Raw genomic sequence first — 25732 nt, 5'->3', positions numbered from 1 at the left:
GAGTCGTGAAGCTTGATTCGATGTACCAGGAAGTCATCCTGGACCACTACAAGCACCCGCACGGGCGCGGTCTTCGGGATGGCGACGCCGAGGTGCACCACGTCAACCCGACGTGCGGCGACGAGATCACGCTGCGCGTGAAGTACGACGGCGACAAGATCGAGGACGTCTCGTACGAGGGCCAGGGCTGCTCGATCAGCCAGGCCTCGGCCTCCGTGCTGAACGAGCTGCTCGTCGGCAAGCAGCTCGCCGAGGCCCAGAAGATCCAGGAGACCTTCCTGGAGCTGATGCAGTCCAAGGGCCGGATCGAGCCGGACGACGCGATGGAGGAGATCCTGGAGGACGCGGTCGCGTTCGCCGGTGTCTCCAAGTACCCCGCCCGTGTGAAGTGCGCCCTGCTGAGCTGGATGGCGTGGAAGGACGCGACGGCCCAGGCCCTGGGCGAGGCCGACGCCGAAAGGAAAACGGCATGAGCGAGACCGTTGAGATGAAGCCGGCCTCGGAGGAAGAACTCCGCGAGGCCCTGTACGACGTCGTCGACCCCGAACTGGGCATCGACGTCGTCAACCTCGGCCTGATCTACGGCATCCACGTCGACGACGCGAACATCGCGACCATCGACATGACCCTGACCTCGGCGGCCTGCCCGCTGACCGACGTCATCGAGGACCAGGCCAAGTCCGCCACGGACGGCCTCGTCAACGAGCTCCGCATCAACTGGGTCTGGATGCCCCCGTGGGGTCCCGACAAGATCACGGACGACGGGCGGGAGCAGCTGCGGGCGCTCGGCTTCAACGTCTGAGCTCCACCTGCAACCGGAGTGAACGGCGACGCCTCATGGGCGTCGCCGTTTCTCGTTCTCAGGCCAGCCCGCCCACCAGCCGGAACGCCGAGTCCGCCTGGTACTGGCCGCTGTACTGGTACGGGTCCAGGCGGAGCTTGAAGTCCTGGTGGCGCAGGAAACGGCCCGGGTAGTTCACCGACTCCAGCATGATCGCGCCGGACACCGAAGAGGTCTTGGGGCAGAACGTGGCGTCCTGCTCGAAGAGCGACGAGCCGTCGTCGCGTTCCGAGCGGAGGACGAATTCGCGGTGGCGGAGGTAGGTGCCGTCGGTCGTGGCGAAGGAGTAGCAGGAGGCGTCGGCGAGGCCCTTGACCAGTTTGAAGGTGGCGTCCTCACGGGCCGAGGCGGAGTTGATCGGGTCGAGCCTGACGTAGCTGCCGCTGACGTGCCAGTAGCGGTCGGGATAGTTCACCGAGCTGACCGAACGCCATGTCGTGGCGGGCTTCGGGCTGGACGAACCGGGTTGCGGCGTAGGCGACTTGGGCGGGTCGGCGGGCGGGGATGCGGACGCCGAGCCCTGTGGTTCGGGGGCGCTTGTGCTCGTCCGGGCGGACGGGGAGCTCTTCTGGGCGGGTGTCGAGGCGCCCGTCGTGGAGGGCGTGGCGTAGGAGATCAGGCCGGGGCCGCTCGGGTCCGCGGCGGCCGCCGGGTCCGGGGCGGGTGACGGGCTGTCGGACTGGTGCTCCGTCATGACGATCGCCGTCACACAGGCGGCGACCGTGGCTATCGCCAGCGCGCCGGCCAGCCACAGGCGTCGCGTTCCCGGCACCCGGGAGGCGTCCGGAGTCCAGCCGCTCTCCCATGGCTGGTTCTGAGCGGGCCGGGACTTGCTTCTTGGCATGCGCGGTTCCTCCGGCGGGCACCCGGGGCGGCGGCTGCGGCCGTGACGGGGAGGTAGGTGAACGGTGAAACACTAGTGGAGCCTGGGAGTTCCCGGCAGCCGTTTGCGGCGAGCGGTTTCCGCCCTCTCCGGTTTCACATCCCTCCCGGTGTTCACATCCTTTTCTCAGCGCCGTCCCAGGCTCCCGACATTCGGCCACGACAGCGTGTGAGCGTGGCTACCTCTGCACCTGCCTCCGTACGCCCTGTCTTCGTGCTCGGCTGTCCGCGTTCCGGGACCACCTTGCTGCAGCTGATGCTGCACGCGCACCCGAGGATCGCGCTGCCCCCGGAGACCCTCCCCCATAGCCTTAAGGGCATGGGGGACCCCCATCGTGCTGCCCGCCTACGAACGGCGGCTGCACTTCGGGGACTTGCGGGATCCGGGCAACCGGGCCGGGCTCGCCGCCTGGATCACCGGGCGGAAGGAGACCCGGTTCCACGAGCTGGGGCTCGACGCCGACACCGTGGCCGAGCGGGTCGAGGGCGGGCCGCCGACGCTGCGCTCCGCGCTCGGGATCACGCTCAAGGCGTACGCGGAACGGCACGGCAAGGTCCGCTGGGGCGACAAGCGGCCCGCGTACGCCCTGCACGTGGAGGAGATCCTGCGGCTCTTCCCGGACGCGCAGTTCGTGCACCTCGTACGGGACGGCCGCGACTGCGTCGCCTCGCTGCTGGGGATGCCCTGGTGGCACCGCGGCTTCCACGAGGCCGTCGCGACCTGGGCGCAGGTGATGGATGTGACCCGGCGCTACACGCGCCGGCTCGGGCCGGACAGCTGGCACGAGCTGCGCTTCGAGGATCTGGTGTCCGATCCCGAGCCTCGACTGCGGGAGCTGTGCGGCTACTTGGGCGAGGAGTACGCCCCTGAGATGGCCGAGCCGCACCGGCTGGCTCGAACGGCCGTGCCCGCCCGCAAGACCTGGCACCGGCGCACCCACGGCACCCTGGACAGCTCACGGGCGGGCAGCCGGCAACAGCGGCTGACGCCCGATCAGATACGGCTGTGCGAAGCGGTGTTGGGCGAGCGGCTGGAGCGCAACGGCTACGAGCTGAGTGGAGCGGTCCGGCCCGACCCGGCCGAACTCCTCCACTACCGCAAGGTGTCCACCCTGCGACGCGCCGCCCACGCCAGACGGCGGATCGCCGACCGCCTGGCGCGGGTGCGGGAACCGGGCCCGGTGGAGGCGCGGTGGGTCGGCACCTCCGAGTTCCGGGCGAGGCCGGGGCGGGACCGGTTCGGGGCGTGACGCGCACGGTGGCGTAGTCGTACGACGTGATCACCGGTCCGGGCTCCGTGCGAGCGCCGTTATGTACACTCGTACATATGGGATACCTGTTGCTCGCCGGCGCCATCGCCGCCGAGGTGGCCGCCACGACCTCCATGAAGTACAGCGACGGCTTCAGCAGGCTGTGGCCCTCGCTGTTGACGGCCCTGGGGTACGTCGTCGCCTTCGCGCTGCTCGCGCAGACGCTGAAGACGGTCTCGGTCGGCACGGCGTACGCGATCTGGGCCGGTGTCGGTACCGCGGTCATCGCGGTCATCGGGATGGCGTTCCTGGGGGAGGGCATGAGCTTGGCGAAGGCCGCCGGCGTCGCGCTGATCATCGTCGGCGTGGTGGTGCTGAACCTGGGCGGGGCGCACTGATGCCCCGTCGCTACGACCCCGAGCGGCGGCAGCGGATCATCGACGCGGCGATCCGGGTCGCCGGGGAGAAGGGCCTCGCCGGGCTGAGTCACCGCTCCGTCGCGGCCGCGGCCGATGTGCCGCTCGGCTCCACGACGTACCACTTCAAGACCCTCGACGAACTGATGGTCGCGGCGCTCCGCCAGGCCAACGAGGGCTTCGCCAAGGTGATCGCCTCCCGCGGCGGCCTCGCCGACCCGCGCACCGACCTGGCCGCCGAACTCGCCGGCCTGCTGGGCGAGTGGCTGGCGGGCGAGCGCACCGGCGTCGAGCTGGAGTACGAGCTCTACCTCGCCGCCCTGCGCCGCCCCGCCCTGCGCCCGGTCGCCGCCGAGTGGGCCGACGACCTCGCCGCCCGGCTCGCCGCCCGCACCGACCCGGTCACCGCGCGGGCGCTGGTCGCGCTGACGGACGGGATCTGTCTGCAGGTGCTGCTGACGGGAACGTCCTACGACGAGGAGTACGCGCGGGAGATGCTGGCGAGGGTCATCGACGCGGGCACGTGAGCGCCGGGCGGTCGCGTGAGTCCGGGAGGGGCCGTGCACCCTGGGGGGTAGCCGTGTGCCCGGGCAGGTTGGTGGGCTTGGTCGGATCGGCCGTGAGTCCGAGCCCGGTCGTGTGAGTCTGAGCCCGGTCGCGTGAGTCCGGGCCGACCCCGTGTCCGGGCCGACCCCGCGTCCGGGTGGGCCCCGCGTCCGGGTGGGCCGCGTGCGCCCCGGTTCTCGTCGGTCCCCGGACCCCGGTCTTCCGTCGACCGTGAACCGCTTTGCCGACGTCGGGGAACAGCGGGTGACATCCTCGCCCCGACCACACCCACGGAGGCCGCTACGTGACCGGACCACCGGACCCGTCCTCGCCCGAGGACGCCCAGGTCGTCGCCCAGTCTCTGGAGGAACCGGAGCTGTTCGCCCGCCTCTACGACCGGTACGCCCCCGACATCCACCGCTACGTGGAACGCCGGCTGGGCGTGGGCGCCGCCGACGACATCACGGCGGAGACCTTCCTGATCGCCTTCCGCATCCGGGCGCGCTACGACACCACCCGTCCCAGCGCCCGCCCCTGGCTCTACGGCATCGCGGGCAACCTCGTCGGCAAGCAGCGCCGCGCCGAGGTGCGGGCGCTTCGGGCGCTGGCCCGCACCGGGCACGACCCGGTCGCCGAGACCTGGTCCGAGCGCGCCGACGCCCGCGTCACCGCGCAGGCCGTGCAGGCCCCGCTCGCCGGGGCGCTGGCCGCGCTGTCCGTGGGCGACCGGCATGTGCTGTTGCTCGTGGCCTGGGCGGACCTGACGTACACCGAGGTCTCGGAGGCGCTCGGCATCCCGGTCGGCACCGTGCGCTCCCGGCTCAACCGCGCCCGCCGCAAGGTCCGTTCGGCATTGGGCGCCGACCCCGCATTCACGCTCGACGCCACGGAGGTGGTCTGACATGGACGAGATGACGGCGGTCCGCGAACTGCGGGCCGAGGCCCCGGCGGCCGAGCGCGCACCCTTTCTCGCCGGGCGTGACCGGCTGCTGCGGGAGGCGACGGGCCGCACCCGCGTCCGCCGGCTGCGGGGCGACTGGCGGCTGATGGCCGCGGCGACGGCGGCCCTGATCACGGCGGTGGCCCTGATCGGGACACAGGTGGTGGACCGCGGCCCGGACGGAGTGCAGCCCGGCGCCCGGCCCGGGTACACCCTCGAACTCGGCAGCGCCAAGGACCTCCTGAACGACGCCGCCGACGCGATCGCCGCCGGTCCCGCGGTCACCGCGCGCGACGGTCAGTGGATCTACGTCAAGACCGTCGAGACCAACGAGACGGACGACGAGCCCGGGCCGCAGACGAGCGAGGACTGGTGGCCGTACGCCGATCCGAAGATGGAGAACGGCAAGGCCGGTGACGACCACTCGCCGCGGGAGGAGTACGCGTTCCTCAGGAGCCTGCCGGACGACCCGGCGAAGGTGCGGGCGAAGGCCCGGGCCTTCTTCTACGCCACCGACAAGTCCGAGACCCGTCCCCTGCACGAGTACCGTGCCCTCGTCGCCGTCCTCAGCCGCGCCTACGCCTACGACCCCGCCGGCCTCGCCAAGGTCTACCGGGCGCTCGCCACGATCCCCGGCGTACAGGCCGCGGAGGTCGAGGACGCGGCGGGGCGCAGCGCCTACGCGCTGTACCTGAGGGACCCCCTCAGCACCTACCGGGACGAGGTGCTCCTCGACCCGGCCACCTACCTGTACTCGGGGTACCGGTCGGTGGCGGAGGGCGGCAACGGGGAGTGGGGCAAGGGAGACGTCGAGCTCGGCGGGGCACGGCTCGCGACGGCGGTGGTGGACGAGAAGGGGGAGCGGCCCTGATCCGGGCCTTCGGCAACGCCTGAGCCCGGTCGGACACGGGCCGGATGCCGGACGGTGCGCCCGGCACATGAGACGCCGTGCGCACCGGTTCGCCCTCACCCCGCCCGGCCGGTTAGGTTGCCCTCATGACCGACACGACTGCTCCTCGCACCACCGGCGCCGTTGCCGCCGGCCTCGCCACGATCGCCGCCGACGGCACCGTCCTCGACACCTGGTTCCCCGCGCCCGAGCTCACCGCAGAGCCCGGCCCGTCCGGCACCGAGCGGCTGGCCGCCGAGCGTGCCGCGGAGCTGCTCGGCCCGGGCGCGACCGCGGCGATCGGCCCGGACGCCCGCCGGGGCGTCGAGGTGGTCGCGGTCCGCACGGTCATCGGCTCCCTCGACGACAAGCCCATCGACGCGCACGACGTCTACCTGCGCCTGCACCTGCTCTCGCACCGCCTGGTCAAGCCCCACGGCCAGAGCCTGGACGGCATGTTCGCCCACCTCGCCAACGTCGCCTGGACCTCGCTCGGCCCGGTCGCCGTGGACGACGTCGAGAAGGTGCGGCTGAACGCCCGCGCCGAGGGCCTGCACCTCCAGGTCACCTCGATCGACAAGTTCCCGCGAATGACGGACTACGTGGCCCCGAAGGGCGTCCGCATCGCCGACGCCGACCGGGTCCGCCTGGGCGCACACCTCGCCGAGGGCACCACCGTCATGCACGAGGGCTTCGTGAACTTCAACGCCGGCACGCTCGGCACGTCGATGGTCGAGGGCCGTATCTCGGCCGGTGTCGTGATCGGCGACGGCTCGGACATCGGCGGCGGCGCCTCCACCATGGGCACGCTGTCCGGCGGCGGCAACGTCCGCATCACCATCGGCGAGCGCTGCCTCATCGGCGCCGAGGCGGGCGTCGGCATCGCCCTCGGCGACGAGTGCGTGGTCGAGGCGGGGCTGTACGTCACCGCGGGCACCCGCGTCACCATGCCCGACGGGCAGATCGTCAAGGCGCGCGAGCTGTCCGGCGCCTCCAACATCCTCTTCCGCCGCAACTCGGTCACGGGCACGGTCGAGGCCCGCCCGAACAACGCGGTCTGGGGCGGTCTGAACGAGATCCTGCACAGCCACAACTGAGCCCTTCGAGATCACGTATGGGTTGCTCGGCGTGACCTTCCCGTGGTTTCGGCAGATGAGACCGAAGCCCCGGCACCCTCACCACGAGGGCGCCGGGGCTTCGGTCGCCTCGCACAACGGCCCGGCTGATCGCGCCCGCAGTGGACCGGGGCCCGTACCGCACACCCGTGCGGTACGGGCCCCGTTCTGTCCGCCGAAAAAAACTTCGGAGGGGTGGCATAGCGGGGGGCGGTCGTACGCGTCACAAGGGGCACAGGGGCGGAGCGCAGGGGCCGCCGGGGAAGAGAAGGTGACGATGAATGCCGAAGGGCTGGAGAGCTTCCGGGAGTTCGTGGACAACCGGTCGTCGGCGCTGCTGAAGACGGCCGTGCTGCTCTGCGGGGGAGACCAGCACGCCGGTGAGGACCTGCTGCAGAGCGCCCTGGTCAAGGCGGCGGACAAATGGCAGCGGATCGACGAGCCCGAGGCCTACGTACGCCGGATCCTCTACCGCCAGCAGGTCAGCCGCTGGCGGCTGAAGTGGCGCAGACGGGAGGTCAGCGTCGCCGAGCCGCCGGAGGCGGGCGCGGGAGGCACCGACGCGGCGGCCGCGGCCGAACTGCGCGTCGTGATGCGCGAGGCGTTGTCCCGGCTCACCGCACGCCAGCGGACCGTGCTCGTGCTGCGCTACTTCGAGGACCTGCCGGAGGCCGACGTGGCCCGGCTCCTCGGCTGCACCGTCGGCACCGTGCGGTCCACCACCCACCGTTCCCTCGCCCGGCTGCGTTCGCTGGCGCCCGAACTGGCCGCCCTGGGCCCGGCCGGCGCCGAGTGGCAGCCGTCCCGTGACTACTCATCCGTGGAGGTGCGTCCGTGAACGTCGAAGAACTCGTGCGGGACGCACTGCGGGAGCAGGCCGCCGAACAGTCCCCGGCGCGGCCGGGGTTCGCCGACCGGGTGCTCGCGGCCCGCCGGCGCCGCCGCACACGCAGGATCGCGGCCGTCGCCGTCGCCACGGCCGCCGTGGTCGCCGTCGCGGTGGGCGTGCCGATGCTGGACTCGGGCCGGGGCACCGACGTACGCCCCGCGGACGTCGTACCGAAGACCGAGGTCAACGCCCGTCCGGACCAGTCGCCGCCGCGCGAGCTGATCTCCGCCGGGAACACCGGACTCGCCGCGTACTTCGTCCCGAAGACCGTCAAGAAGACGGCCGACAGCGCCGTCTACGAGCGCACCTACTGGCTGCTCGACCAGAAGACCGGCAGGTACGAGAAGACCACGAGGTGGTCCTGGGTGGCCGTCGCCCCCGGTATGAAGACCGCCGCCGTCCTGGAACAGGACCTGCCCGCCTCGCGGATCGGCCTGCTCGACCTGACCACCGGCAAGGTCGCCCGGTGGATCCGGGTCGACCACCCGGTCGGCGGACTCGCGTTCTCGCGCGACGGCCGGAAGCTGGTCGCGACGACCTACGACGAAAACCCCGACCTACGGGTGAAGACCGAGGGCTCCGACGGCTGGGACCAGAAGGAGCCGTCGAGCCGCACCGGGTTCCAGGTCCTCGACGTGGCCTCCGGCAAGGGCTCCTGGACCGAGGTCAAGCTCGGCGGCGACCCCGAGGACCCCATGGGAGGCTTCCTCAACTCCCGCCAGGACTTCGCCCTCACCGCCGACGGCAGGCACGTCTGGTCCGGCAACCCCATGGGAGACATCGGCAAGCAGTTCTACGACCTCTCGGGTGCCGAGGTCTCCGCGCCGGCGAACGACAAGTACCTGGAGTGGTACGTCGACGCGGGGAAGTCGCCCGACGGCAGGCTCGTCGCGGGTGACTTCGCGGGCGAGAAGTGGAAGACCTCCTCCTGGGTCGTCGACGCCGCGACCGGCAAGAAGACCGAGGTGCACGGGCAGCAGCTGCTCGCCTGGGTCGGCAACATGTCCCTCATCGCCTGGGACATCGCCAAGGGCGGCAAGAACGAGTTCCACCAGCGGCTTGTGCTGGTCACCATCGGCAGCGACAAGGTCGTACCGCTCAGCGGCTTCCGCAAGGGCAACGACGGGGACGCCGGGCGCTGGGAGCCCGTCTTCGCCGAGCGCTGATCAGGCGGCCATGAGCTGTTCGTACGCCGCCAGCAGCCCGTCGACCGTCTCGCGGTCGGCGGGTCGCAGCGGTGCACGGACGGGGCCCGCCGGCAGGCCGAGTGCGTTGAGGAGGGCCTTGGCGGTAACCGCGCCGGGAAGGCCCGCCGACATCATCGACTCGATCAGCGGCGTGGCCCGTTGTTGGAGGCGGGCGGACACGGGGGTGTCGCCCGCCTCGAACGCGTCCAGGACCGCACGGAGCCGGGCCGGAACGACGTTGGCGACCGTGCTGACGTATCCGGCGGCGCCCACCGCGTAGAGGGCGAGGTTGTGCTCGTCGCAGCCCGCGTAGTACGCCAACTCCGTGCGGTCCAGGACCTTCTGGGCGCCGAGGAAGTCGTAGGAACAGTCCTTGACCGCGACGATCCGGGGATGCTCGGCGAGGCGGATCATGGTGTCCGGCTCGATCCGGGTGCCGGTGCGGCCCGGGATGTCGTAGAGCACGAGGGGCAGCCCGGACGCGTCCGCGACCTCCCGGAAGTGCGCCTCCAGGGCGTCCTGCGGGGGCCTGCTGTAGTACGGGCTGACCACCAACAGGCCGTCCGCGCCCGCCTTTTCGGCCGCCAGGGCCAGCTCGACGGTGTGCCGGGTGTCGAAGGTGCCCACACCCGCGACGATCGACGCCCGCCCGCCCACCGCCTCTCGTACGGCCGTGACGAGCGCGGCCTTCTCCGCGTCCGTCGTGGTCGGCGACTCACCCGTCGTACCCGACAGGACGAGCCCGTCGCACCCCTCCGCGACCAGTCGGTCGGCCAGCCGCTGCGCGCCGTCGAGGTCGAGCGCGCCGGCGTCGGTGAAGGGCGTGATCATGGCGCAGAGGGTGCGGCCGAAGGGGCGAGGTGTCGTCATGGGGGTAGTCTCGGCGCGCCGACAGTGAAGCTCCACTTAATTCTTCTACGAGGTATCGCTAAGTGATGCTGAGAGGTTTTCAGGTCTGCGTCGATCGCAGGCCCTATGTGCAAGTCGGTCCCTCATGGGTCACCATGGCCAGGACGGTCATCGGTCCCTGGTCATGGGAGGCGTCATGAAGCTCGGCAAGGCACTCGCCACCGGAGTCGCGGAAGAGCGGCCGCAGGTCCACGAGGAGGAACTCGAGCTCCGCGCGGAGATCGAGGAGCTCAAGGAACTGAAGGCGCCCGAAGAGGTCCCGGCCGCCCGATGAGACTGCGGCTCCCCGAGGAACGCCCGACGGAGCCGCCGACCGGATACAAGATCGCCCACCCGGTGCTGTCCCAGGACGGCGCCCGGGCCGGGTTCACCGGTGTGTCGCTGGGCGGCGCGCTGCCGTACGGAGTCCTGGCCGACGCGTCCTGCGTCTACGGCCTGCGCCACCGGGCACCGCACCGCCGCTGCGACTGCGGCTTCCACTGCGTGCACGACCGCACGACGGCCGAGGCGCTGCTGTGCACGGCCGAGCACCGTACGGCCGTCCTGCTCGAGGTCTCCGTGCTCGGCCGGTACATCCGCTTCGAGCGCGGCTTCCGGTACGCCCGTCAGCGCGTCCGCACGGCGACCGTCGGCCCGTGCGCCTGCGGCGCGGTCGCGGCGGCGCTGGCCGACGCCGGCTGGGGCAGACCGGGGTGGTGCGCGCTGGCCCCCTCCTGCGCGGGGTGCCTGCGCGGCCGTACGTCCGTCTCGCCGGCAGGGTTCGCCCGGCTGGCCGGAGAGGGGCTGCGGGTGGTGGCGGGGGACGGCCTACGGCCGGCGGGGGGCGGGCTGCCGCCGGTCGTCGGTCCAGGGGCGACCGAGGGGCTCGGGGTGCCCGAACTGGTCGCGGAGGCCGCCCTGTTGCAGGCGCGGCTCGACTGGTTCCAGAGCCAGCTGGCCCGGCTCGGCGAGCACGGTCCGGGAGGCGGGCCGCAGGGGTAGCGGGGGCAGGTCAGGGTACTCGGGGGGTCCGATACCGAGAGGAGGCGGAACCGTGACCGGGACCATGGCCCCCAGGCCGGTACATGACGAACATCATTCGGTGGGCGACCTCGTCGGACAGGCCACCGAACAGCTCTCCCGGCTCGTACGACAGGAAGTGGCCCTCGCCAAGGTGGAGCTCGCGCAGAAGGGCCGTCGCGCAGGACGCGGCGGCGGGCTCATCGGCGCCGCGGGCGCCGTCGCCTACGCCGGCTTCCTCGCCCTGGCCGCCACGGCCGCCGCCGCGCTCTCGCTGACGCTTCCCGTCTGGGCGGCGGCGCTCATCGTGACGGCCGTCCTGTTCGCACTCGCGGGCCTGCTCGCGGCGACCGGCCGCGCCCAGCTGCGGCGCGCCGCACCGCCCACGCCGGAGGAAGCGCTCGGCAGCGTCAGGGCCGACGTCGAGGAGATCAGGGAAAGGGCGCACCGATGACCGACAAGGCAGCGCAGGGACACGAGTCGGGCGGCGAGGCCGCGCAGGATGTCGGCGCCAAGGGGCCCGACGAGCTGCGCCGGCAGATTGAACGCACCCGCAGCGAACTCGGCGACACGGTTGAGGAGTTGGCCCAAATGGTGGATGTGAAGGGTCGTGTCCAGGCGAGGGCCGCCGACCTCCGCGACAAGGCGGGCGCGATGACGGTGCAGCTGCGCAGCAGTGCGGCGCAGGCCGGGCACACGGTCCAGGACCGGGCGAGCCATGCGGGGCAGGCCGTTGAGCACACCCTGCCCGGGCCGGTCCGCACCGCCGTGCATGTCGGGGCACGTCATCCGCGACCGGTGCTGGTCGTGGGGGCGGCGGCGGTGGGTGCGGTGGTCGCGGTGGGGGTGGTAAGGCGGCGTCACGGACGGTGACGGTTGGGGTCGGGAGCCGGGGTTGCCCTTGGGTGGGGGACTCCGGCTCCCGGCGTTGGTGCCGACGTCACCTGGGGCTTTGCCTCCGGTGACGTCGGCCTGTACTCACCCGCCACCCGGCTCGGTCGGCCGAGGGGTGACGTCGTCACCCCTCCCCGTCACTCTTCCCGTCACTTTCCCCGCGCCGCCCGCAACCTCGCGGGCCACTTCCTCGTGTCCCTCGGCTCCACGTACGGCTCCTCCGTCGCCGGACGGCCGTCCGTGATCGCCCGCTCGCGGGCCAGTTCGGCGTCGAACTCCAGGCCCAGGAGGATCGCGATGTTGGTCAACCAGAGCCAGACCAGGAACACGATGGCGCCCGCCAACGTGCCGTATGTCTTGTTGTACGAGCCGAAGTTGGCCGCGTAGAGGGCGAAACCGGCGGACGCGCCCAGCCAGATCAGGGTGGCGAGGACGCTGCCGGGGGAGATCCAACGGAAGCCGCGGCCACGGACGTTGGGGGCGGCCCAGTACAGCAAAGCGATCATCAGGATCACCAGCAGAAGCAGTACCGGCCACTTCGCGACGTCCCACACCGCGATCACCTCGTCACCGATCCCGATCGTGGTGCCGGCCCGCTCGGCCAGCGGCCCCGTGAACACCACGATGAGCGCGCTCGCGGCCAGCATCAGCATCAGCACCACGGTCAGCGCGAGCCTGAGCGGCGTCAGCTTCCACACCGGGCGGCCCTCCGGCAGGTCGTACACCGCGTTGGACGCACGGATGAACGCGGCGACATACCCGGACGCCGACCACAGGGCGAAGAGCAGGCCGAGGACGGCCAACACGCTGCCGGTGCCGCCGCTGTCGCCGAGCTGGACCACCGCGTCCCGCAGGATGTCCCGGGCGGGGCCCGGGGCGAGGTCCCCGATGTTGTCGAGGATCTTGTCCGTCGCGCGCTGTCCCAGCACGCCCAGCAGAGAGACCATCACCAGCAGCGCCGGGAAGAGCGACAGGACGCCGTAGTACGTCAACGCGGCCGCACGGTCGGCCAGTTCGTCGTCCAGCAACTCCTTCAGCGTGCGCCACACCACCGCCCGCCACGACCGCGCGGGCAACTCGGAAGGGCTGTCCTTCTCGGACTTCTCGGACTTCTCCGCCTTCTCCGGCTGCTCCGACTTCTCGTCCCGCTCGTCTTTCTCGTCCCGCTCGTCTTTCTCGATCCGCTCGTCCCTCTCGGCCCATTCGGCCTTCTCGTCCATGACCAGCCGGGTCTCCCGAATTCCCGCCCCGAATCGCGGACTTGACCTGAATCTTGGTTGAGGTTGAAGGGTGGTCGGTGCACGCATCCCGTACCGACCGACGGAGGCCCGCCGTGACCCGCCGTACCGACGCCCACCCCGATCTCACCCGCCCCGACGTCGGCGCCCCCTTCTTCAGCACCTGGCGCGTGGCCACTCCCGAGCGGCAGAAGGCGGCCGTCGAGGCGATCGCGCACACCTGGGAGCACAGGCCCTGGCCCGCCGCCGATCTGCTTGGCTACCACGTCTACACCGGCCACGACGGTGAAACGCTGATGCACCATTCGCAGTGGGCGAGCGAGCAGGCCTACGAAGCCTTCGTGCAGGCTCACCGCCAGGAACGCAACGACGAGATCGACACCGCCGTACCGGGCATCGAGCGCGTCGAACTGAACCGGTACCGGTACTACCGCAGCGAGGAGCGCGCCGCCTGCGACCATCGTGTGCCCGGCCTGATCGTGGCCGTGCGGATCGACTTCGAGCCCGGCACGGCCGAGCGGCGCCGCGACTGGATCGACCTCCTGCTGCGGACCGACCCCGGCCCGGTCGCCCACCGCGGCCTGATCGCCGCCCACTTCCATCTCGCCGGCGACGGCACCCACGTCCTCAACTACGCGGAGTGGGAGACCGCAGAGGCGTACGACAAGGCCATCGCCGTGCCGGTAGACGAGGAGTGGGAACGGGTGCGGTCGTACCCGGGCGTGAAGGGCTTCACGGGCAGGCGCTACGACCACGCCCTCGGCCTCGTGCCCGAGTGAACCCGGAGGGTCGACCGAACACTGGAATCGTCTGGACAAAAAAAGTGTTCGGTGAGACGCTGGATCCATGCTGGACGTGACCGTGATCGAGGACCCCGAGGCCGCAGCCGTCTCCCTGGACCCCATAAGGGCCCGGCTGCTCGCCGAGCTGGCCGCAGGCCCCGCGTCGGCGGCCATGCTGGCCGGCAAGGTCGAACTGCCCCGGCAGAAGGTGAACTACCACCTGAAGGCGCTGGAGCGGCACGGCCTGGTCGAGCTGGCCGGCGAGCGCCGCAAGGGCAATGTCACCGAGCGGCTGATGCGGGCGACCGCCGCGTCGTACGTCATCTCGCCGCTCGCCCTCGCCGCCGTGCAGCCGGACCCGGACCGCTTCCGGGACCAGCTCTCCGCGCGCTGGCTGCTCGCGCTCGGCGCCCGGCTCGTCCGTGACGTCGGCTCGCTGATCACCGGCGCGGCGAAGGCCCGGCAGCGGCTGGCGACGTACGCGCTCGACGGCGAGGTCCGCTTCGCCTCGGCCGCCGACCGGGCCGCGTTCATCCAGGAGCTGACGGCCGGGGTGAGCGCGCTGATCCGCAAATACGACGCCCCGGATACGGAGGAGGGCCGCGATCACCGGATCGTCGTCGCCGTCCATCCCACGCTCAAGCCCACGGGCGACGCCGCCCGACCTGCATCGGAACCGCACGAGTAGTTCTCAGGAGCCCGCCATGTCCAAGGAATTCGAGATCGCCCGCGAGTTTGAGGTCGACGCCTCACCGCAGCAGGTGTGGGAGGCCATCACCGCCGGGACCGACGGCTGGCTGTGGCCGATGGAGGCCCCCGAACCGCGCGAGGGCGGCAAGGGCCCCTTCGGTTCCACGGTCACCGCCTGGGACCCGCCGCACCGCTACACCAACCGGGTCGAGGACGTAGAGGGCATCTCCGAACAGACCCTCAACCAGCTCGACTACACGATCGAACCGCGTGACGACGGCCGGCGCGCCTGGGTGCGCTACGTGCACAGCGGCATCTTCGTCGACGACTGGGACAACCAGTACGACGGCGCGAGCAAGCACACGGACTTCTACATGGCGACCCTGCGCCAGTACCTGCTCCACTTCGCGCCCCGCACAGCCGCCTTCACCACCTTCGACGGCCCCGACGCGTCCAAGACGCCGGACGCCTTCGCCGTCGTCGGCCGGGCGCTCGGCCTCTCGGACGACACCGCCGAAGGGGCGCCCGTCCAGGTCCGTGGCCCTGAGGGCCGAGTGCTGGACGCCGTCCTGGACTTCCGCAACCCGTACTTCATCGGGCTGCGTACCGACGACGCCCTGATCCGCTTCTTCGGGCGCAACCACTGGAGCTACCCGGTCGGGATCAGCGTCCACGACTTCGCGCCCGGCGCCGACGCGGCGGCGGACGAGGCAGCCTGGAAGGGCTGGCTGAACGGCGTGTTCAGCCAGCCCTGAGCACTGCGAACCGGTCGGCGGCTACGGCTCGAACCGCAGTACCTGCGGGTCGTGGTCGCTGATCTGGTCGTTGAACTCCGCGTTGATGTGCACGCTGTCGTACTCGAAGTCGCAGGACCGCCGGATCGACGGGCTGACCAGGATCTGGTCGAGGACCTGGGCGTTGCCCTGGTAGACGTACGAGTAACGCTCGCTCTTCGGCAGCGACTTGATCGCCGACCAGAGCGCTCCGTCGCTCTCCAGGATTTCGGCGGTGCCGGAGAACTCGAAGTCGTTGATGTCGCCGAGGGTGATGACGTCCGCGCTCTTCTGGGTCGCCAGGATGTCCTTCACGAACGCGTTCACCGCGGTCGCCTGGAGGGCGCGCTGGGTCTCCGAGCTGCGCACCGGCGGCTGGTACTGCGAGGTCAGCCCCTGGTCGCCGCCCTTGGAGTTGAAGTGGTTGGCGATCACGAAGACCGTCTTCCCACGGAAGACGAACTCGCCGGCCAGCGGCTTGCGGCTGCTGTTCCAGGCGGTGTTCGTCGGGTCGATGCGGCCCGGGGAGACCGTCAGCGCGGCCTTGCCCTTCTCCTTGGTGACGCCGACGGCGGTCGTGGCGTCGCCGCCCGCGCGGTCGGTGAAGGAGACCCGCTCCGGGTTGAACAGGAACACCTGGCGGATGTTGCCGCCCGGCTCGCCGCCGTCGGTGTTGTTCGCCGGGTCGATCGAGCGCCAGTCGTACTCCGGGCCGCCGGCCGCGACGATCGCGTCGATCAGCTTGGTCACCGTCTGGTCGGCGGCGACCGTGCCGTCGTTCGTCGCGCCGTTGTTGTCCTGGATCTCCTCCAGGGACACGATGTCGGGCGACCGGAGATTGTGCACGATCGCGGAGGCGTGCTCCTCGAAGGTGGCGTCGCTCGGGTCGAGGTTCTCGACGTTGTACGTCGCGACCGCGAGCTCGCCCTTCTTCTGCTTCTCGGTGGTCTCGCGCGCCAGGCCGGCGCTCTTCAGCGTGCCGATCCGGTTGGCGACCAGGGTGTAGCCGCCGAACTGGTTGTAGTCCAGCGGGCCCGCCGTGGTGCCGGTGAGGACGTCACCGACGTTCGCGGTCGGGAAGTCGGCGGTCGCGCCCAGGGACTGGATCTGGAGCCGGCCGGTGTTCTGCGACTCGTAGGAGCCGTAGAGCGTGGCGCCGCGGCGGTTGTTGTTCTCGCGCGGCTTCACCGTGACCCACAGCTCGGTGTACGGGTCGGTGGCGCCCACCACACGGGTGTCGGCGACCTGGACGTTCATGCCCTCAAGGGACTCGTAGTAGTCCAGGGCGTACTTCTTCGGCTGCAGCGTCAGAGCGTTGACCGAGCCGCTCGCGGCACCGTCGCCGGCCGGGGTGTAGGCGCTCGGCACCGACCTGGCGTCGACGACGGTGGCGGCCGGGACCGCGTTGCCGCTGGAGACGACGGTGACCGTCGGCTTGGTGATCTCGGTCAGCGCCTGGTTGCCGGAGGAGGAACCGCCCGGGACGTACTCCGAGACGGTGCCGGAGACGGTCACGGCGTCGCCGACCGCGACCTTCGGGGCGGAGCTGGTGAAGACGAAGACGCCCTCGCTGGTGGCGGGGTCGGCGTCCGGGTTCGGGTCCTGGATCCAGAAGCCCCTGGAGGAACCGTAGGTGCGGACGCCGGTGACGATTCCGGCCACGTCCGTGACCGCCTTGCCGGCGTACGGGGATATCCGGGTCGTGCCCTGGATGTCATGGATGCTCACGGAGTCCGCGTGCGCGGGCGAGGTGAGCACGACGGTGGACGCCGCGGAACAGACGGCGGCGACGGTGAGCGCGGCGAGACGCGCGGAAGACTTGCTCGGCAACGGGATCCCTCCGGGGACGTGCATGGGCGCCGGGACGAGGGTGAAGCGGGAGGCGCGTATGACGCGCGTAGAAAGAGAGTGAACACTTGTCCCCCCGACTTCTACGCGCGTCAATCTCGTGCCTGGTCAGGCCACTTGTCAAGGTTTCAGCCATGTACGGGCCCTGACCGGGAGATGAACCGGGCGGCATGGGTGGAAAGCGGTCTAGGCTGAGCGGTTGAGTGGTACGACGCGCCCCATAGGAGAACCAGCCGATGTCAGACAGCTCCCCCCTGCCACCGGTGCGGCTGCACCCCGAAGCGGAGCTGGCGCGGGACGCCCTGTCCACGCCCCTGCTGTCACGGGCCGCGCGGCTCGCCCGCTGGGCCGGACCCGAGACGCGGATCGACGCCGGGGGCGGACTCGTCGAGGAGCAACTGCCCGCCGCGGCTCAGGTGCTCGGGCTGAGCGGGGACGACGCGGCGGCGTACGCGAGCGAGGCCTGGCGGGTCGCCGTCGACACCGGGCTCGTCGAGGTCGTGGACGAGGAAGCCGGCACCGTCGCCGCGGGCGAGGATCTGGCCCTGCTCACCGGCGGCGCCCCGCACGACGTGCTCGGCGTGTGGCTGGCGGCGCTGGAGACCGTGCTCGCCGACGCGAGCGTGCCGGACCTGGACGACCTGGTCGGCGCGGTGAACCCCGAAGAAGGCGTCGGCGAGATCGACTTGTCGTCCCTGGACTGGGACCCGGAGGCCGAGGCCGAGTTCCTGGACGGTGTACTCGGCAACCTCTACCTCCTCACCGCCGGCGAGGACGGGCCCGGCCAGGCACCGGTCCCGCTGCCCGCGCTGGCCGCCTCGGTGATCGTCCCCAGCGACATGGGCGAGCCCACCAACGACGTGCTGGAGCAGGTCTCCGACGCGATGATGCGGCTCGACGACCAGTTCCGGCTGCTGGAGCCGGTCGGACTCGTGGTGTACCAGCCCGTCGACGAGGCGCTGATGGCCGACACCGACGAGGAGCCCGCGTCCACCGTCGACGACACCGACGTCTCCCGCTACGGCATGGTGCGGCTGACCCCGCTCGGCCTGTACGGGCTGCGGGCGCGGCTCCTCGAAGCCGGGTTCGAGGCACCCGCGGTCGGCGACCTCGTGGACAAGGGCGCCGACGCACTGCTCGACGGCACCGCCACCTTCCCGCCGACGGCCGCCCAGGCCGAGACCGAGCAGTGGCTGGCCCGCCGCGAGTCCCTCGCCGCGGCACGGGAGTTGCTGGCGGCGGCACGGGGTCTGGATGCCGGTGCACCGCTGCGGCGACTGCGCTGCCAGCAGGCGCTGTCCCTGGTGGGCGACGAGGCCGAGCCCGCCCTGCGCGAGGTCCTCGACGACCCCGAGCTCGGCGGACTGGCGAGGGTCTGGCTTGCCGAGCGGGGCGCCTTCGACGTGCCCGCACCCTCCGAGGAGCTGGTGTTCTGGCTGACCGTCGACACGCTCGCCGCGCAGCTCGCTGCCGAGGGCAACTCCGACGAGCTCAGGGGCCTCGTGGAGGGACTCGCCCAGCAGCACAGCGGGTTCTTCGCGGCGGCCTGGCGGGTCGACCACCCTGCGACGCCGGACGTGCTGGAGGCGATGGGGCGGCTGCATCCGGACAAGAAGATCGCGAAGGAAGCGCGGAAGGCGGCGTTCAAGGCGCGGTCGCAGCAAGGGGGTTGAGCCGGATGAGCCGGACAGTCGCAGCCCTCGGGGCCTGTCCGGCGGATCAGGCCGGAGGCGGGCACGGGCGGGTGTGAAGTCCCGTTGGGGATCTCCTGGGGCGGTGCGTACGGGTTCATGGAACAGGGCCCGGTGAAGTCGCCCGGTGTTCAACCGGCGTTCAGGCATGGGCGGGACGGTGGCGCGGACCGAGGTCCGCCACCCTCCACGGCACACCCACCGTCACAGGAGACACCATGTCGCTCACCCGCAGGGACTTCGCCAGAAAATCCGCGATCACCGGTGCCGGTGTCGCGCTGGCGGGCAGCGTCGGCGCCCTCGCCACCGCTCCGAACGCCCTCGCGTCCACGGAAACCGAGAGCACGCAGGAGTCGGGGGACATCCACGGCGGTGTCGGTTACGGCCCGCTGATCCCCGACCCGAAGGGCATCCTCGCGCTGCCCGCCGGGTTCACCTACCGCATCCTCACCTACAGCGGGAAGACCAGACTGGAGTCGGGCGAGTTCACCCCGTCCAACCACGACGGCACGGCCACCTTCGACGGCCCGCGCGGCGCCACCCTCCTCGTCAACAACCACGAGCTGAAGGGCCCGCGCGCCAACTGGCCGCACCCCGTGCCGCTCACCGAGGGCCTCGTCTACGACCCCGCGGCCTCCGGCGGCTGCACGGTCGTCGAGGTGCGCCCCGACGGACACGTCGCCGAATGGGTCGGCATCGCCGGCACCTCCACCAACTGCGCGGGCGGCCGCACCCCTTGGGGCACCTGGCTCACCTGCGAGGAGAACTCCGACCGGGCCGGCACCAACGGCATGACCCAGGACCACGGCTACGTCTTCGAGGTCGACCCGATCGACCGGCGCGCCAACAAGAGCCCCAAGCCCCTGAAGTTCTTCGGCCGTTACGACCACGAGGCCGTCGTCATCGACCCCAAGCGCGGCCACGCCTACCTCACCGAGGACGCCGCGAGCCCCAACGGCCTCCTCTTCCGCTGGACCCCGCCCGAGGGCTTCGAGCACGGCCGCGGCAAGCTCCGCACCCTCGCCGACGACGCGGGCGTCCTCCGGGCCCCCAGGTGCTACGACTCCGGCGGCAAGTTCGTCGACGACCTCTCCCGCGCCACGAAGATCGGCACGGTGTACGGCGTGGACTGGGTCGACGTGCCCGACCGCGACGGCAAGACCGTCGCCGTGCGCAAGCAGTTCGCCGCCGGCGAGATCACCCGCGCCCGCAAGCTGGAGGGCATGTGGTGGGCCGACGGCGGCGCCTACATCGTCTCCTCCTACGCCCGGGCGGAAAGCCCCGTCCAGCACGACGGCCAGGTCTGGTTCTACGACCCCAAGCGCCGCACCCTCACCCTGAAGGTCCTCCTCGGCGTCAACCCCGACCCGTCCGTGGACGGCGCCTTCGACGGCCCCGACAACATCACCGTCTCCCCGTACGGCGGCCTCGTCATCGCCGAGGACGGCGAGGGCATCCAGCACCTGTTCGGCGCGACCGACAGCGGTCGTACGTACCCGATCGCCCGCAACGAACTCAACGTCGGCACCGAAGAGGAGCCGGAATACAGCGAGTTCACGGGCGTGACCTTCTCGCCCGACGGCCGGACCCTGTTCGCCAACATCCAGACGCCGGGCATCATGCTGGCCATCACCGGGCCCTGGAAGCGCCAGAAGCGCGGGTAATTAATTCGGTCGCCCATCCAGAGTTGCGCCTCCTACAGTGAGATCACAACGTCACGCACCTCCCGGTGCGATGGCAGCGGCTACTTCTCTTCCAAAGAATCCAATGCCGCGGCCGACTTGATCTCGGGAGGCGCAGCTCATGGTGGGTGCCCGGTGCGCAGGCAGCGGTTACTTCGGGCCACGGTATGTTGCGGGTTCGAATCCCGTCATCGACCTCGGGTCGGTGTGGCGGAAATGGAAGACGCGCCGTGTTGTGTACCGTCGCCGACTCTGATCTCGGGCATCCACCTTTTGCTGTGCCTTCCTCCGAAACACCGATGAATTCGGGGGGAATTCACCATGGCACGCTTCAACACCAAGGCTGCCAAGGCGCAGCCGACCTCACGCGTCACCTCGACCGGCCGGGTGCTCCGTACCTTCGAGGGCGGCCGAGGCCGCGAGCGCGACGCGCGTTCGGAACTCTTCCTGCTCGCGGTCTCCAACTTCGTGTCGCAGCAGACCTTCTACGAGACCGGCGCCGCCCGGGACGACCGTTTCGCTCGCCTCGTCGGCGAGCTCGCCGTCACCGACCCGGTGTGGACCGCGGGCCTGCTCGGCTGGCTGCGCGGCGAGGGCAACCTCCGTACGGCCGCGGTCGTGGGCGCCGCCGAGTATGTGAAGGCACGGCTCGACGCGGGCCTCACCGACGGCCCGTCGAACCGGCAGGTCGTCGACTCGGTGCTCCAGCGGCCCGACGAGCCCGGTGAGCTGCTCGCGTACTGGACCGCCACGTACGGCCGCAACGTGCCCAAGCCCGTCAAGCGCGGCATCGCCGACGCCGTACGTCGGCTCTACGGCGGCAAGTCGCTGCTGAAGTACGACACCGCGTCGAAGGGCTACCGCTTCGGCGACATCCTCAACCTCGTGCACGCGGCGCCGGCCCCGGACAAGCCGTGGCAGGGCGAGCTGTTCCAGTACGCGCTCGACCGCCGGCACAACCCGGACACGGCGGTGCCGCCCGTGTCCGACCGTGTCCTGACCGCGCACCGCGAGCTGATGGCGCTGCCGGTCGAGGAGCGGCGTGCGGTCGTCACGTCGGACGGCGGTGCCGAGCGGCTCGCGGCGGCCGGGATGACATGGGAGGCGCTGGCGGGCTGGCTGCAGGGGCCGATGGACAAGGCGGCCTGGGAGGCCGTGATCCCTTCGATGGGCTCGATGGCGCTGGTCCGCAACCTGCGGAACTTCGACGAGGCCGGAGTTTCGGACGAGGTGGCCGCCCGGGTCGCGGCGAAGATCAGCGACCCGGCCGAGGTCGCGCGTTCGCGGCAGTTCCCGTTCCGGTACCTCGCCGCGTACCAGCACGCGCCGTCGCTGCGCTGGTCGTACCCGCTGGAGCAGGCGCTCGGCCACTCGCTGGCCAATGTGCCCGCGCTGCCCGGCCGCACGCTGGTGCTCGTCGACCGTTCGGGCTCGATGTTCTACTCGCGGCTGTCCGACCGCTCGGAACTCACCCGGGCCGACGCGGCGGCGATCTTCGGTACGGCGCTCGCGCTGCGGGCGGCGGACGCGGATCTCGTCGAGTTCGGCACGAGCAGCAACGAAGTGCCGTTCCGCACGGGCGAGTCGGTGCTGAAGATCCTCGGCCGCTTCGGCGACCTGGGCGGCACCGACACCACGGGCGCGGTGCGCCGGCACTACCGGAAGCACGACCGGGTGCTGATCGTCACCGACGAGCAGTACGCCTACAGCCACTACGGCGACCCGACCGAGCAGGTCCCGGCCGACGTGCCGGTCTACACCTGGAACCTGGCCGGGTACCGGGCCGGCCACGGCCCGTCGGGCAAGGCGAACCGGCACACGTTCGGGGGGCTCTCGGACGCGGCCTTCCGGATGGTGCCCCTGCTCGAAGCGGCTCGGGACGCCGACTGGCCGTGGGCTGCCTGAGCCCGAAAGCGGGGCCCGCACTTCACGGGGGGTGCGGGCCCGCCCTTGTCTCGGCCCGGATTGACATCTAACATTTCAATCCATGGAATCCGTGCCGCGCATCCTGCTCAGGGACCGCGCCTACGAAGCCATCAGGGACGCCATCGTCACCGGGGAGATCGAACCCGGCGCCGTGGTGCGCGACGCCGATCTCGCCGAGCGGCTCGGGCTGTCCCGGGCGCCGGTCCGCGAGGCCTTCGCGCGGCTGGCCGAGGAAGGGCTGCTGGAGAGCAAGCCGCAGAGCTACACACGGGTGACCCCGGTGGTGGCCTCGGACGTACGGGATGCCGCCGCCGTGGTCGGCGCCATGCACGAGCTGGTCACGCGGGTCGCCGTGCCACGGCTGTTCGCCGCGGACGTCGAGGCGATGCGCGCGGCCAACGAGCGGTTCGCGGCCGCCGTCCGCGCCGGTGACGTGGACACCGCTCTGCGTGCCGACGACGACCTGCACGACGTCCTCGTCCGCGTCAGCGGCAATCGCGCGGCCGCCGCCACCGCGGCCCGCTACACCCCCCTCATCCGCCGCCTGGAGCGACGACGCTTCGGCGAGGGCGGCAACTGCCGTTCGGCCGGCCTGCACGACCGGCTGATCGAGTCCTGCGCGGCCCAAGACGTGGACGAAGCGGTCCGTGTCACCGCGGAGATCTGGCGAGGCCTGGCCGAACTCGCCGACAGCGACTGATCCCCATCCCGGGAGGACCCATGTCCCTTTCCCCGTCTCTCTCCTCCTCTCTTTCCTCGTACGACCGCTACCCCCTCCTCTTCGGCCCGTCCCCCGTGCACCCCCTGGAGCGGCTCACCGCACACCTCGGCGGCGCCTCCCTGTGGGCCAAGCGCGAGGACTGCAACTCCGGTGTCGCGTACGGCGGCAACAAGACGCGCAAGCTGGAGTACCTGGTCGCCGACGCGCTCGCCAAGGGGTGCGACACGCTCGTCTCCATCGGCGGGGTGCAGTCGAACCACACCCGTCAGGTCGCCGCCTGCGCCGCCCGTGCCGGGCTCAAGTGCGTCCTGGTGCAGGAGAGTTGGGTGGAATGGCCCGACTCCGTGTACGACAGGGTCGGCAACATCCTGATCAGCCGCCTTGCCGGAGCCGACGTGCGACTGGTCAAGGCCGGGTTCGGGATCGGGTTCAAGGAGAGCTGGGAGCAGGCGCTCAGGGAGGTCGAGGAGGCGGGCGGCAAGCCGTACGCCATTCCCGCCGGCGCCTCCGACCACCCGTACGGCGGCCTGGGCTTTGCCGGCTGGGCGTATGAAGTAGCCGAGCAGGAACAGGAGTTGGGCGTCTTCTTCGACACCGTCGTGGTGTGCTCGGTGACCGGGTCCACCCAGGCCGGCATGGTCGCCGGGTTCCGGGCGCTGGAGGAGGCGGGCGGGCGGCCGCGGCGCGTGATCGGCATCGACGCGTCGGCGGCGCCCGTCCGCACCCGGGACCAGATCGCCCGGATCGCCCACAACACCGGACAACTCATCGGCGTACAGAAGGAGTTGACGGAAGCGGACGTCGAGCTGGACGACCGCTACCACGCGGGCACCTACGGGATCCCCGACGACACCACGCTGGACGCGATGCGGCTCGCGGCCCGCACCGAGGGGATGGTCACCGACCCCGTGTACGAGGGGAAGTCCATGGCCGGGATGGTGGACCTGGTGGCGCGTGGGGAGATCGGGCGGGACTCGACCGTGCTCTACGCCCACCTGGGCGGACAGCCCGCGCTGAACGCGTACAGCGCGCTGTTCTAGCTCCCTTCCGGCGCACTGTCCTGCTCCTGGCCTGCAACACCGACTGTGCCGTCGTGATGGCCGGGGCCCTGACGGGCGTCGTCCCGCTGATCATCGTGTTCCTGCTCGGGGCCCGGCACTTCCTGCGGGACCTCGCCGCCGGGGCGACGAAGATGTGATCACCCCGGCGCACACGAGGAGGGCGGTCAGCGCGATCAGCGCGCCCACGCCGAACGCGCGGGCCGAGCCCTCGGTGAGGATCTCCGACGGTGACCCGGTGGCATGCCGGGTCGCCGTGCCGTAGACCGTGACCAGGATCGACAGTCCGAGGGTGCCGCCGAGCCACTGGAGGGTCTGGAGCAGTCCGGAGGCGGCGCCCGCCTCGCGGGGCTGGACGCGGGCGAGGATCGTCGCGTTGAGCGGCATGAAGCTCAGGCCGGTGCCCACGCCCATCAGCAGCAGCGGGCCGAGCAGGCCGACGGCGTAGCCGTCACCGGGTTCGAGCCGCCACAGCCAGGCGCTCGCCGCCGCGAGCAGGGTCATGCCGGTGAGCAGGACCGGCTTGGCGCCGAGGCGGGCGATGAGGCGCGGCACGAAGCGGACGGTGGTGAACATCGCCAGCGTCAGCGGGAGGAAGGCGAAGCCCGCACGCAACGGGCTGTAGTCCAGGACCTGTTGGCCGATCAGGGTGAGGAAGTAGAAGGCGCCGAACATGCCGGCGGGCAGCAGCAGGATGCCCGCGTAGCCGCCGGCGCGGTCGCGGTCGGCGAAGAGCCGCAGGGGCAGGATCGGCTGGGTCGCGCGGGCCTCGACGAGGGCGAAGCCCACCAGCAGCGCGGCCGCGGTGGTGAAGCCGAGCAGCGCCTGGGTGTCGCTCCAGCCCTTCTCCGAGACCCGGATGAACGCGTACACCAGCGAGGTCGTCCCGGCCGTCCCGGTGAGCGCGCCGGCCGCGTCGAACCGGCCCGCGTGGCGAGGGGCCTCGGCGACGAAGCGGGGCAGCGCGAGCGCCACCGCCAGCCCGATCGGTACGTTGATCAGGAGGGCCCAGCGCCAGGATGCCCAGGTGGTGAGCGCGCCGCCGAGGACCAGTCCGAGGGAGGCGCCGATGCCGCCCATGGAGGAGTAGACGCCGAGGGCGTGGTGGCGGCGGGGGCCGTCGGGGAAGTTGGTGGTGATCAGGGCGAGGGTGCTGGGGGCGATGAGGGCGGCGCCGACCCCTTGCAGGGCGCGGGCCCCGAGCAGCCAGACGCCGTCGCCGGAGAGTCCGCCGAGGAGGGAGGACGCGGCGAACAGGAGCACGCCGGCGGTGAGCGTGCGGCGGCGGCCGATGATGTCGCCGACCCGGCCGCCGAGCAGCAGCAGGCCGCCGAAGGCGAGGGTGTAGGCGTTGAGGACCCAGGACAGTGCGGTGGGGCTGAAGTCGAGGTCCCGCTGGATGTCCGGCAGGGCTACGTTGACGACGGTGGAGTCGACGCCGACCATCAGGTAGGCGGTGACGACGACGAACAGGACGGTGCCGAGCCTGGCGGTCTGTTCCGGTGGAGCGGAGAGTGTGTCGGAGGTCGTGGACGGTGTGGACGGGACGGACATGGAGTTCTCCCG

General features: G+C 71.3%; 27 protein-coding genes. 22 read left to right on the top strand and 5 right to left on the bottom strand.

Annotated elements, in window-relative coordinates; genetic code table 11:
- Nucleotides 1–5: 5 nt before the first annotated feature.
- Nucleotides 6–473, top strand: a complete 468-nt coding sequence (sufU, locus tag ADK57_RS44960; protein ID WP_053755563.1) for a Fe-S cluster assembly sulfur transfer protein SufU — start codon at nt 6–8, stop codon at nt 471–473.
- Entirely contained in the window at nt 470–802 is a 333-nt protein-coding gene (locus ADK57_RS44955) for a metal-sulfur cluster assembly factor (protein ID WP_030677253.1), read from the top strand. Before sufU ends, ADK57_RS44955 begins: the two co-directional genes overlap by 4 nt.
- A 58-nt stretch (nt 803–860) precedes the next feature.
- Here the strand turns inward: ADK57_RS44955 and ADK57_RS44950 are convergent, their stop codons facing one another.
- A complete protein-coding gene (locus ADK57_RS44950; RefSeq protein ID WP_053755562.1) occupies nt 861–1685 on the bottom strand; it encodes an AbfB domain-containing protein in 825 nt (274 codons plus the stop codon).
- A 373-nt stretch (nt 1686–2058) separates the two neighbouring features.
- Here ADK57_RS44950 and ADK57_RS44945 point away from each other — a divergent pair, with 373 nt between their 5' ends.
- From ADK57_RS44945 to ADK57_RS44910, 8 genes are all read left to right on the top strand, one after another.
- Nucleotides 2059–2973: a sulfotransferase family protein gene (locus tag ADK57_RS44945; RefSeq protein ID WP_199830815.1), complete on the top strand. Its 915-nt coding sequence runs from the start codon at nt 2059–2061 to the stop codon at nt 2971–2973.
- A gap of 77 nt (nt 2974–3050) precedes the next feature.
- The gene (locus ADK57_RS44940; RefSeq protein ID WP_053755561.1) at nt 3051–3371 is read left to right on the top strand and encodes a DMT family transporter; all 321 of its coding nucleotides are present in this window, start codon (nt 3051–3053) and stop codon (nt 3369–3371) included.
- Entirely contained in the window at nt 3371–3916 is a 546-nt protein-coding gene (locus ADK57_RS44935) for a TetR/AcrR family transcriptional regulator (RefSeq protein WP_053755560.1), read from the top strand. The genes ADK57_RS44940 and ADK57_RS44935 overlap by 1 nt, the downstream gene beginning before the upstream one ends.
- 323 nt (nt 3917–4239) lie before the next feature.
- Nucleotides 4240–4836, top strand: coding sequence for an RNA polymerase sigma factor (locus ADK57_RS44930; protein ID WP_053755559.1), 597 nt, complete (start codon nt 4240–4242; stop codon nt 4834–4836).
- A 1-nt stretch (nt 4837) separates the two neighbouring features.
- Nucleotides 4838–5746: a CU044_5270 family protein gene (locus ADK57_RS44925; RefSeq protein ID WP_053755558.1), complete on the top strand. Its 909-nt coding sequence runs from the start codon at nt 4838–4840 to the stop codon at nt 5744–5746.
- Between the two features lie 125 nt (nt 5747–5871).
- A complete protein-coding gene (gene dapD / locus ADK57_RS44920; RefSeq protein WP_053755557.1) occupies nt 5872–6861 on the top strand; it encodes a 2,3,4,5-tetrahydropyridine-2,6-dicarboxylate N-succinyltransferase in 990 nt (329 codons plus the stop codon).
- Nucleotides 6862–7156: 295 nt separating this feature from the next.
- Complete coding sequence (locus ADK57_RS44915; RefSeq protein WP_053755556.1) at nt 7157–7717, top strand: SigE family RNA polymerase sigma factor; 561 nt, start codon at nt 7157–7159, stop codon at nt 7715–7717.
- Nucleotides 7714–8934: a hypothetical protein gene (locus ADK57_RS44910; RefSeq protein ID WP_053755555.1), complete on the top strand. Its 1221-nt coding sequence runs from the start codon at nt 7714–7716 to the stop codon at nt 8932–8934. Before ADK57_RS44915 ends, ADK57_RS44910 begins: the two co-directional genes overlap by 4 nt.
- On the opposite strand, the gene dapA is transcribed toward ADK57_RS44910, so the two are convergent.
- On the bottom strand, nt 8935–9825 hold the full coding sequence (gene dapA / locus ADK57_RS44905) for a 4-hydroxy-tetrahydrodipicolinate synthase (protein ID WP_199830814.1): 891 nt from the start codon (nt 9823–9825) through the stop codon (nt 8935–8937). It lies immediately after the preceding gene.
- A 175-nt stretch (nt 9826–10000) separates the two neighbouring features.
- Here dapA and ADK57_RS50745 point away from each other — a divergent pair, with 175 nt between their 5' ends.
- From ADK57_RS50745 to ADK57_RS44890, 4 genes are read left to right on the top strand one after another with little or no spacing between them, the layout of a single operon-like run.
- The gene (locus tag ADK57_RS50745) at nt 10001–10138 is read left to right on the top strand and encodes a hypothetical protein (RefSeq protein WP_199830813.1); all 138 of its coding nucleotides are present in this window, start codon (nt 10001–10003) and stop codon (nt 10136–10138) included.
- Nucleotides 10135–10845, top strand: a complete 711-nt coding sequence (locus ADK57_RS44900; protein WP_053755553.1) for a hypothetical protein — start codon at nt 10135–10137, stop codon at nt 10843–10845. The genes ADK57_RS50745 and ADK57_RS44900 overlap by 4 nt, the downstream gene beginning before the upstream one ends.
- Nucleotides 10846–10897: 52 nt before the next feature.
- Nucleotides 10898–11317, top strand: a complete 420-nt coding sequence (locus ADK57_RS44895) for a phage holin family protein (RefSeq protein ID WP_053755552.1) — start codon at nt 10898–10900, stop codon at nt 11315–11317.
- Entirely contained in the window at nt 11314–11736 is a 423-nt protein-coding gene (locus ADK57_RS44890) for a DUF3618 domain-containing protein (RefSeq protein WP_053755551.1), read from the top strand. Before ADK57_RS44895 ends, ADK57_RS44890 begins: the two co-directional genes overlap by 4 nt.
- Nucleotides 11737–11906: 170 nt before the next feature.
- Here the strand turns inward: ADK57_RS44890 and ADK57_RS44885 are convergent, their stop codons facing one another.
- Nucleotides 11907–12977, bottom strand: coding sequence for a YihY/virulence factor BrkB family protein (locus ADK57_RS44885; RefSeq protein WP_078973681.1), 1071 nt, complete (start codon nt 12975–12977; stop codon nt 11907–11909).
- A 113-nt stretch (nt 12978–13090) separates the two neighbouring features.
- On the opposite strand from ADK57_RS44885, the gene ADK57_RS44880 reads away from it, so the two are divergent.
- The 3 genes from ADK57_RS44880 (at nt 13091) to ADK57_RS44870 (ending at nt 15222) form a co-directional block, all read left to right on the top strand.
- Nucleotides 13091–13774 carry an antibiotic biosynthesis monooxygenase gene (locus ADK57_RS44880; RefSeq protein WP_053755550.1) on the top strand — a complete coding sequence of 228 codons (684 nt, stop codon included), beginning with the start codon at nt 13091–13093 and terminating at the stop codon, nt 13772–13774.
- A 67-nt stretch (nt 13775–13841) separates the two neighbouring features.
- Nucleotides 13842–14465, top strand: a complete 624-nt coding sequence (locus ADK57_RS44875) for an ArsR/SmtB family transcription factor (RefSeq protein WP_053755549.1) — start codon at nt 13842–13844, stop codon at nt 14463–14465.
- Nucleotides 14466–14481: 16 nt separating this feature from the next.
- Nucleotides 14482–15222 (top strand): SRPBCC family protein, encoded by a 741-nt coding sequence (locus ADK57_RS44870; RefSeq protein WP_053755548.1) that lies wholly within the window; start codon nt 14482–14484, stop codon nt 15220–15222.
- A gap of 21 nt (nt 15223–15243) precedes the next feature.
- Here ADK57_RS44870 and ADK57_RS44865 read toward each other — a convergent pair whose 3' ends face one another.
- On the bottom strand, nt 15244–17070 hold the full coding sequence (locus ADK57_RS44865) for an endonuclease/exonuclease/phosphatase family protein (RefSeq protein ID WP_053755547.1): 1827 nt from the start codon (nt 17068–17070) through the stop codon (nt 15244–15246).
- 254 nt (nt 17071–17324) lie between these two features.
- Here ADK57_RS44865 and ADK57_RS44860 point away from each other — a divergent pair, with 254 nt between their 5' ends.
- The 5 genes from ADK57_RS44860 (at nt 17325) to ADK57_RS44840 (ending at nt 24148) form a co-directional block, all read left to right on the top strand.
- Nucleotides 17325–18761, top strand: a complete 1437-nt coding sequence (locus tag ADK57_RS44860) for a hypothetical protein (RefSeq protein ID WP_053755546.1) — start codon at nt 17325–17327, stop codon at nt 18759–18761.
- Nucleotides 18762–18997: 236 nt separating this feature from the next.
- Nucleotides 18998–20443 (top strand): alkaline phosphatase PhoX, encoded by a 1446-nt coding sequence (locus ADK57_RS44855; RefSeq protein ID WP_053755545.1) that lies wholly within the window; start codon nt 18998–19000, stop codon nt 20441–20443.
- A gap of 339 nt (nt 20444–20782) precedes the next feature.
- Entirely contained in the window at nt 20783–22366 is a 1584-nt protein-coding gene (locus ADK57_RS44850) for a TROVE domain-containing protein (RefSeq protein ID WP_053755544.1), read from the top strand.
- Between the two features lie 82 nt (nt 22367–22448).
- On the top strand, nt 22449–23087 hold the full coding sequence (locus tag ADK57_RS44845; RefSeq protein WP_053755543.1) for a GntR family transcriptional regulator: 639 nt from the start codon (nt 22449–22451) through the stop codon (nt 23085–23087).
- 20 nt (nt 23088–23107) lie between these two features.
- A complete protein-coding gene (locus ADK57_RS44840; protein WP_053755542.1) occupies nt 23108–24148 on the top strand; it encodes a 1-aminocyclopropane-1-carboxylate deaminase in 1041 nt (346 codons plus the stop codon).
- A 90-nt stretch (nt 24149–24238) separates the two neighbouring features.
- Here the strand turns inward: ADK57_RS44840 and ADK57_RS44835 are convergent, their stop codons facing one another.
- Complete coding sequence (locus ADK57_RS44835; protein ID WP_053755541.1) at nt 24239–25720, bottom strand: MFS transporter; 1482 nt, start codon at nt 25718–25720, stop codon at nt 24239–24241.
- Between the last annotated feature and the right edge of the window lie 12 nt (nt 25721–25732).

The organism is Streptomyces sp. MMG1533, from assembly GCF_001279775.1.
In the GTDB taxonomy this organism is placed as follows: domain Bacteria; phylum Actinomycetota; class Actinomycetes; order Streptomycetales; family Streptomycetaceae; genus Streptomyces.
This window is presented reverse-complemented; position numbering and strand designations above follow the sequence as displayed.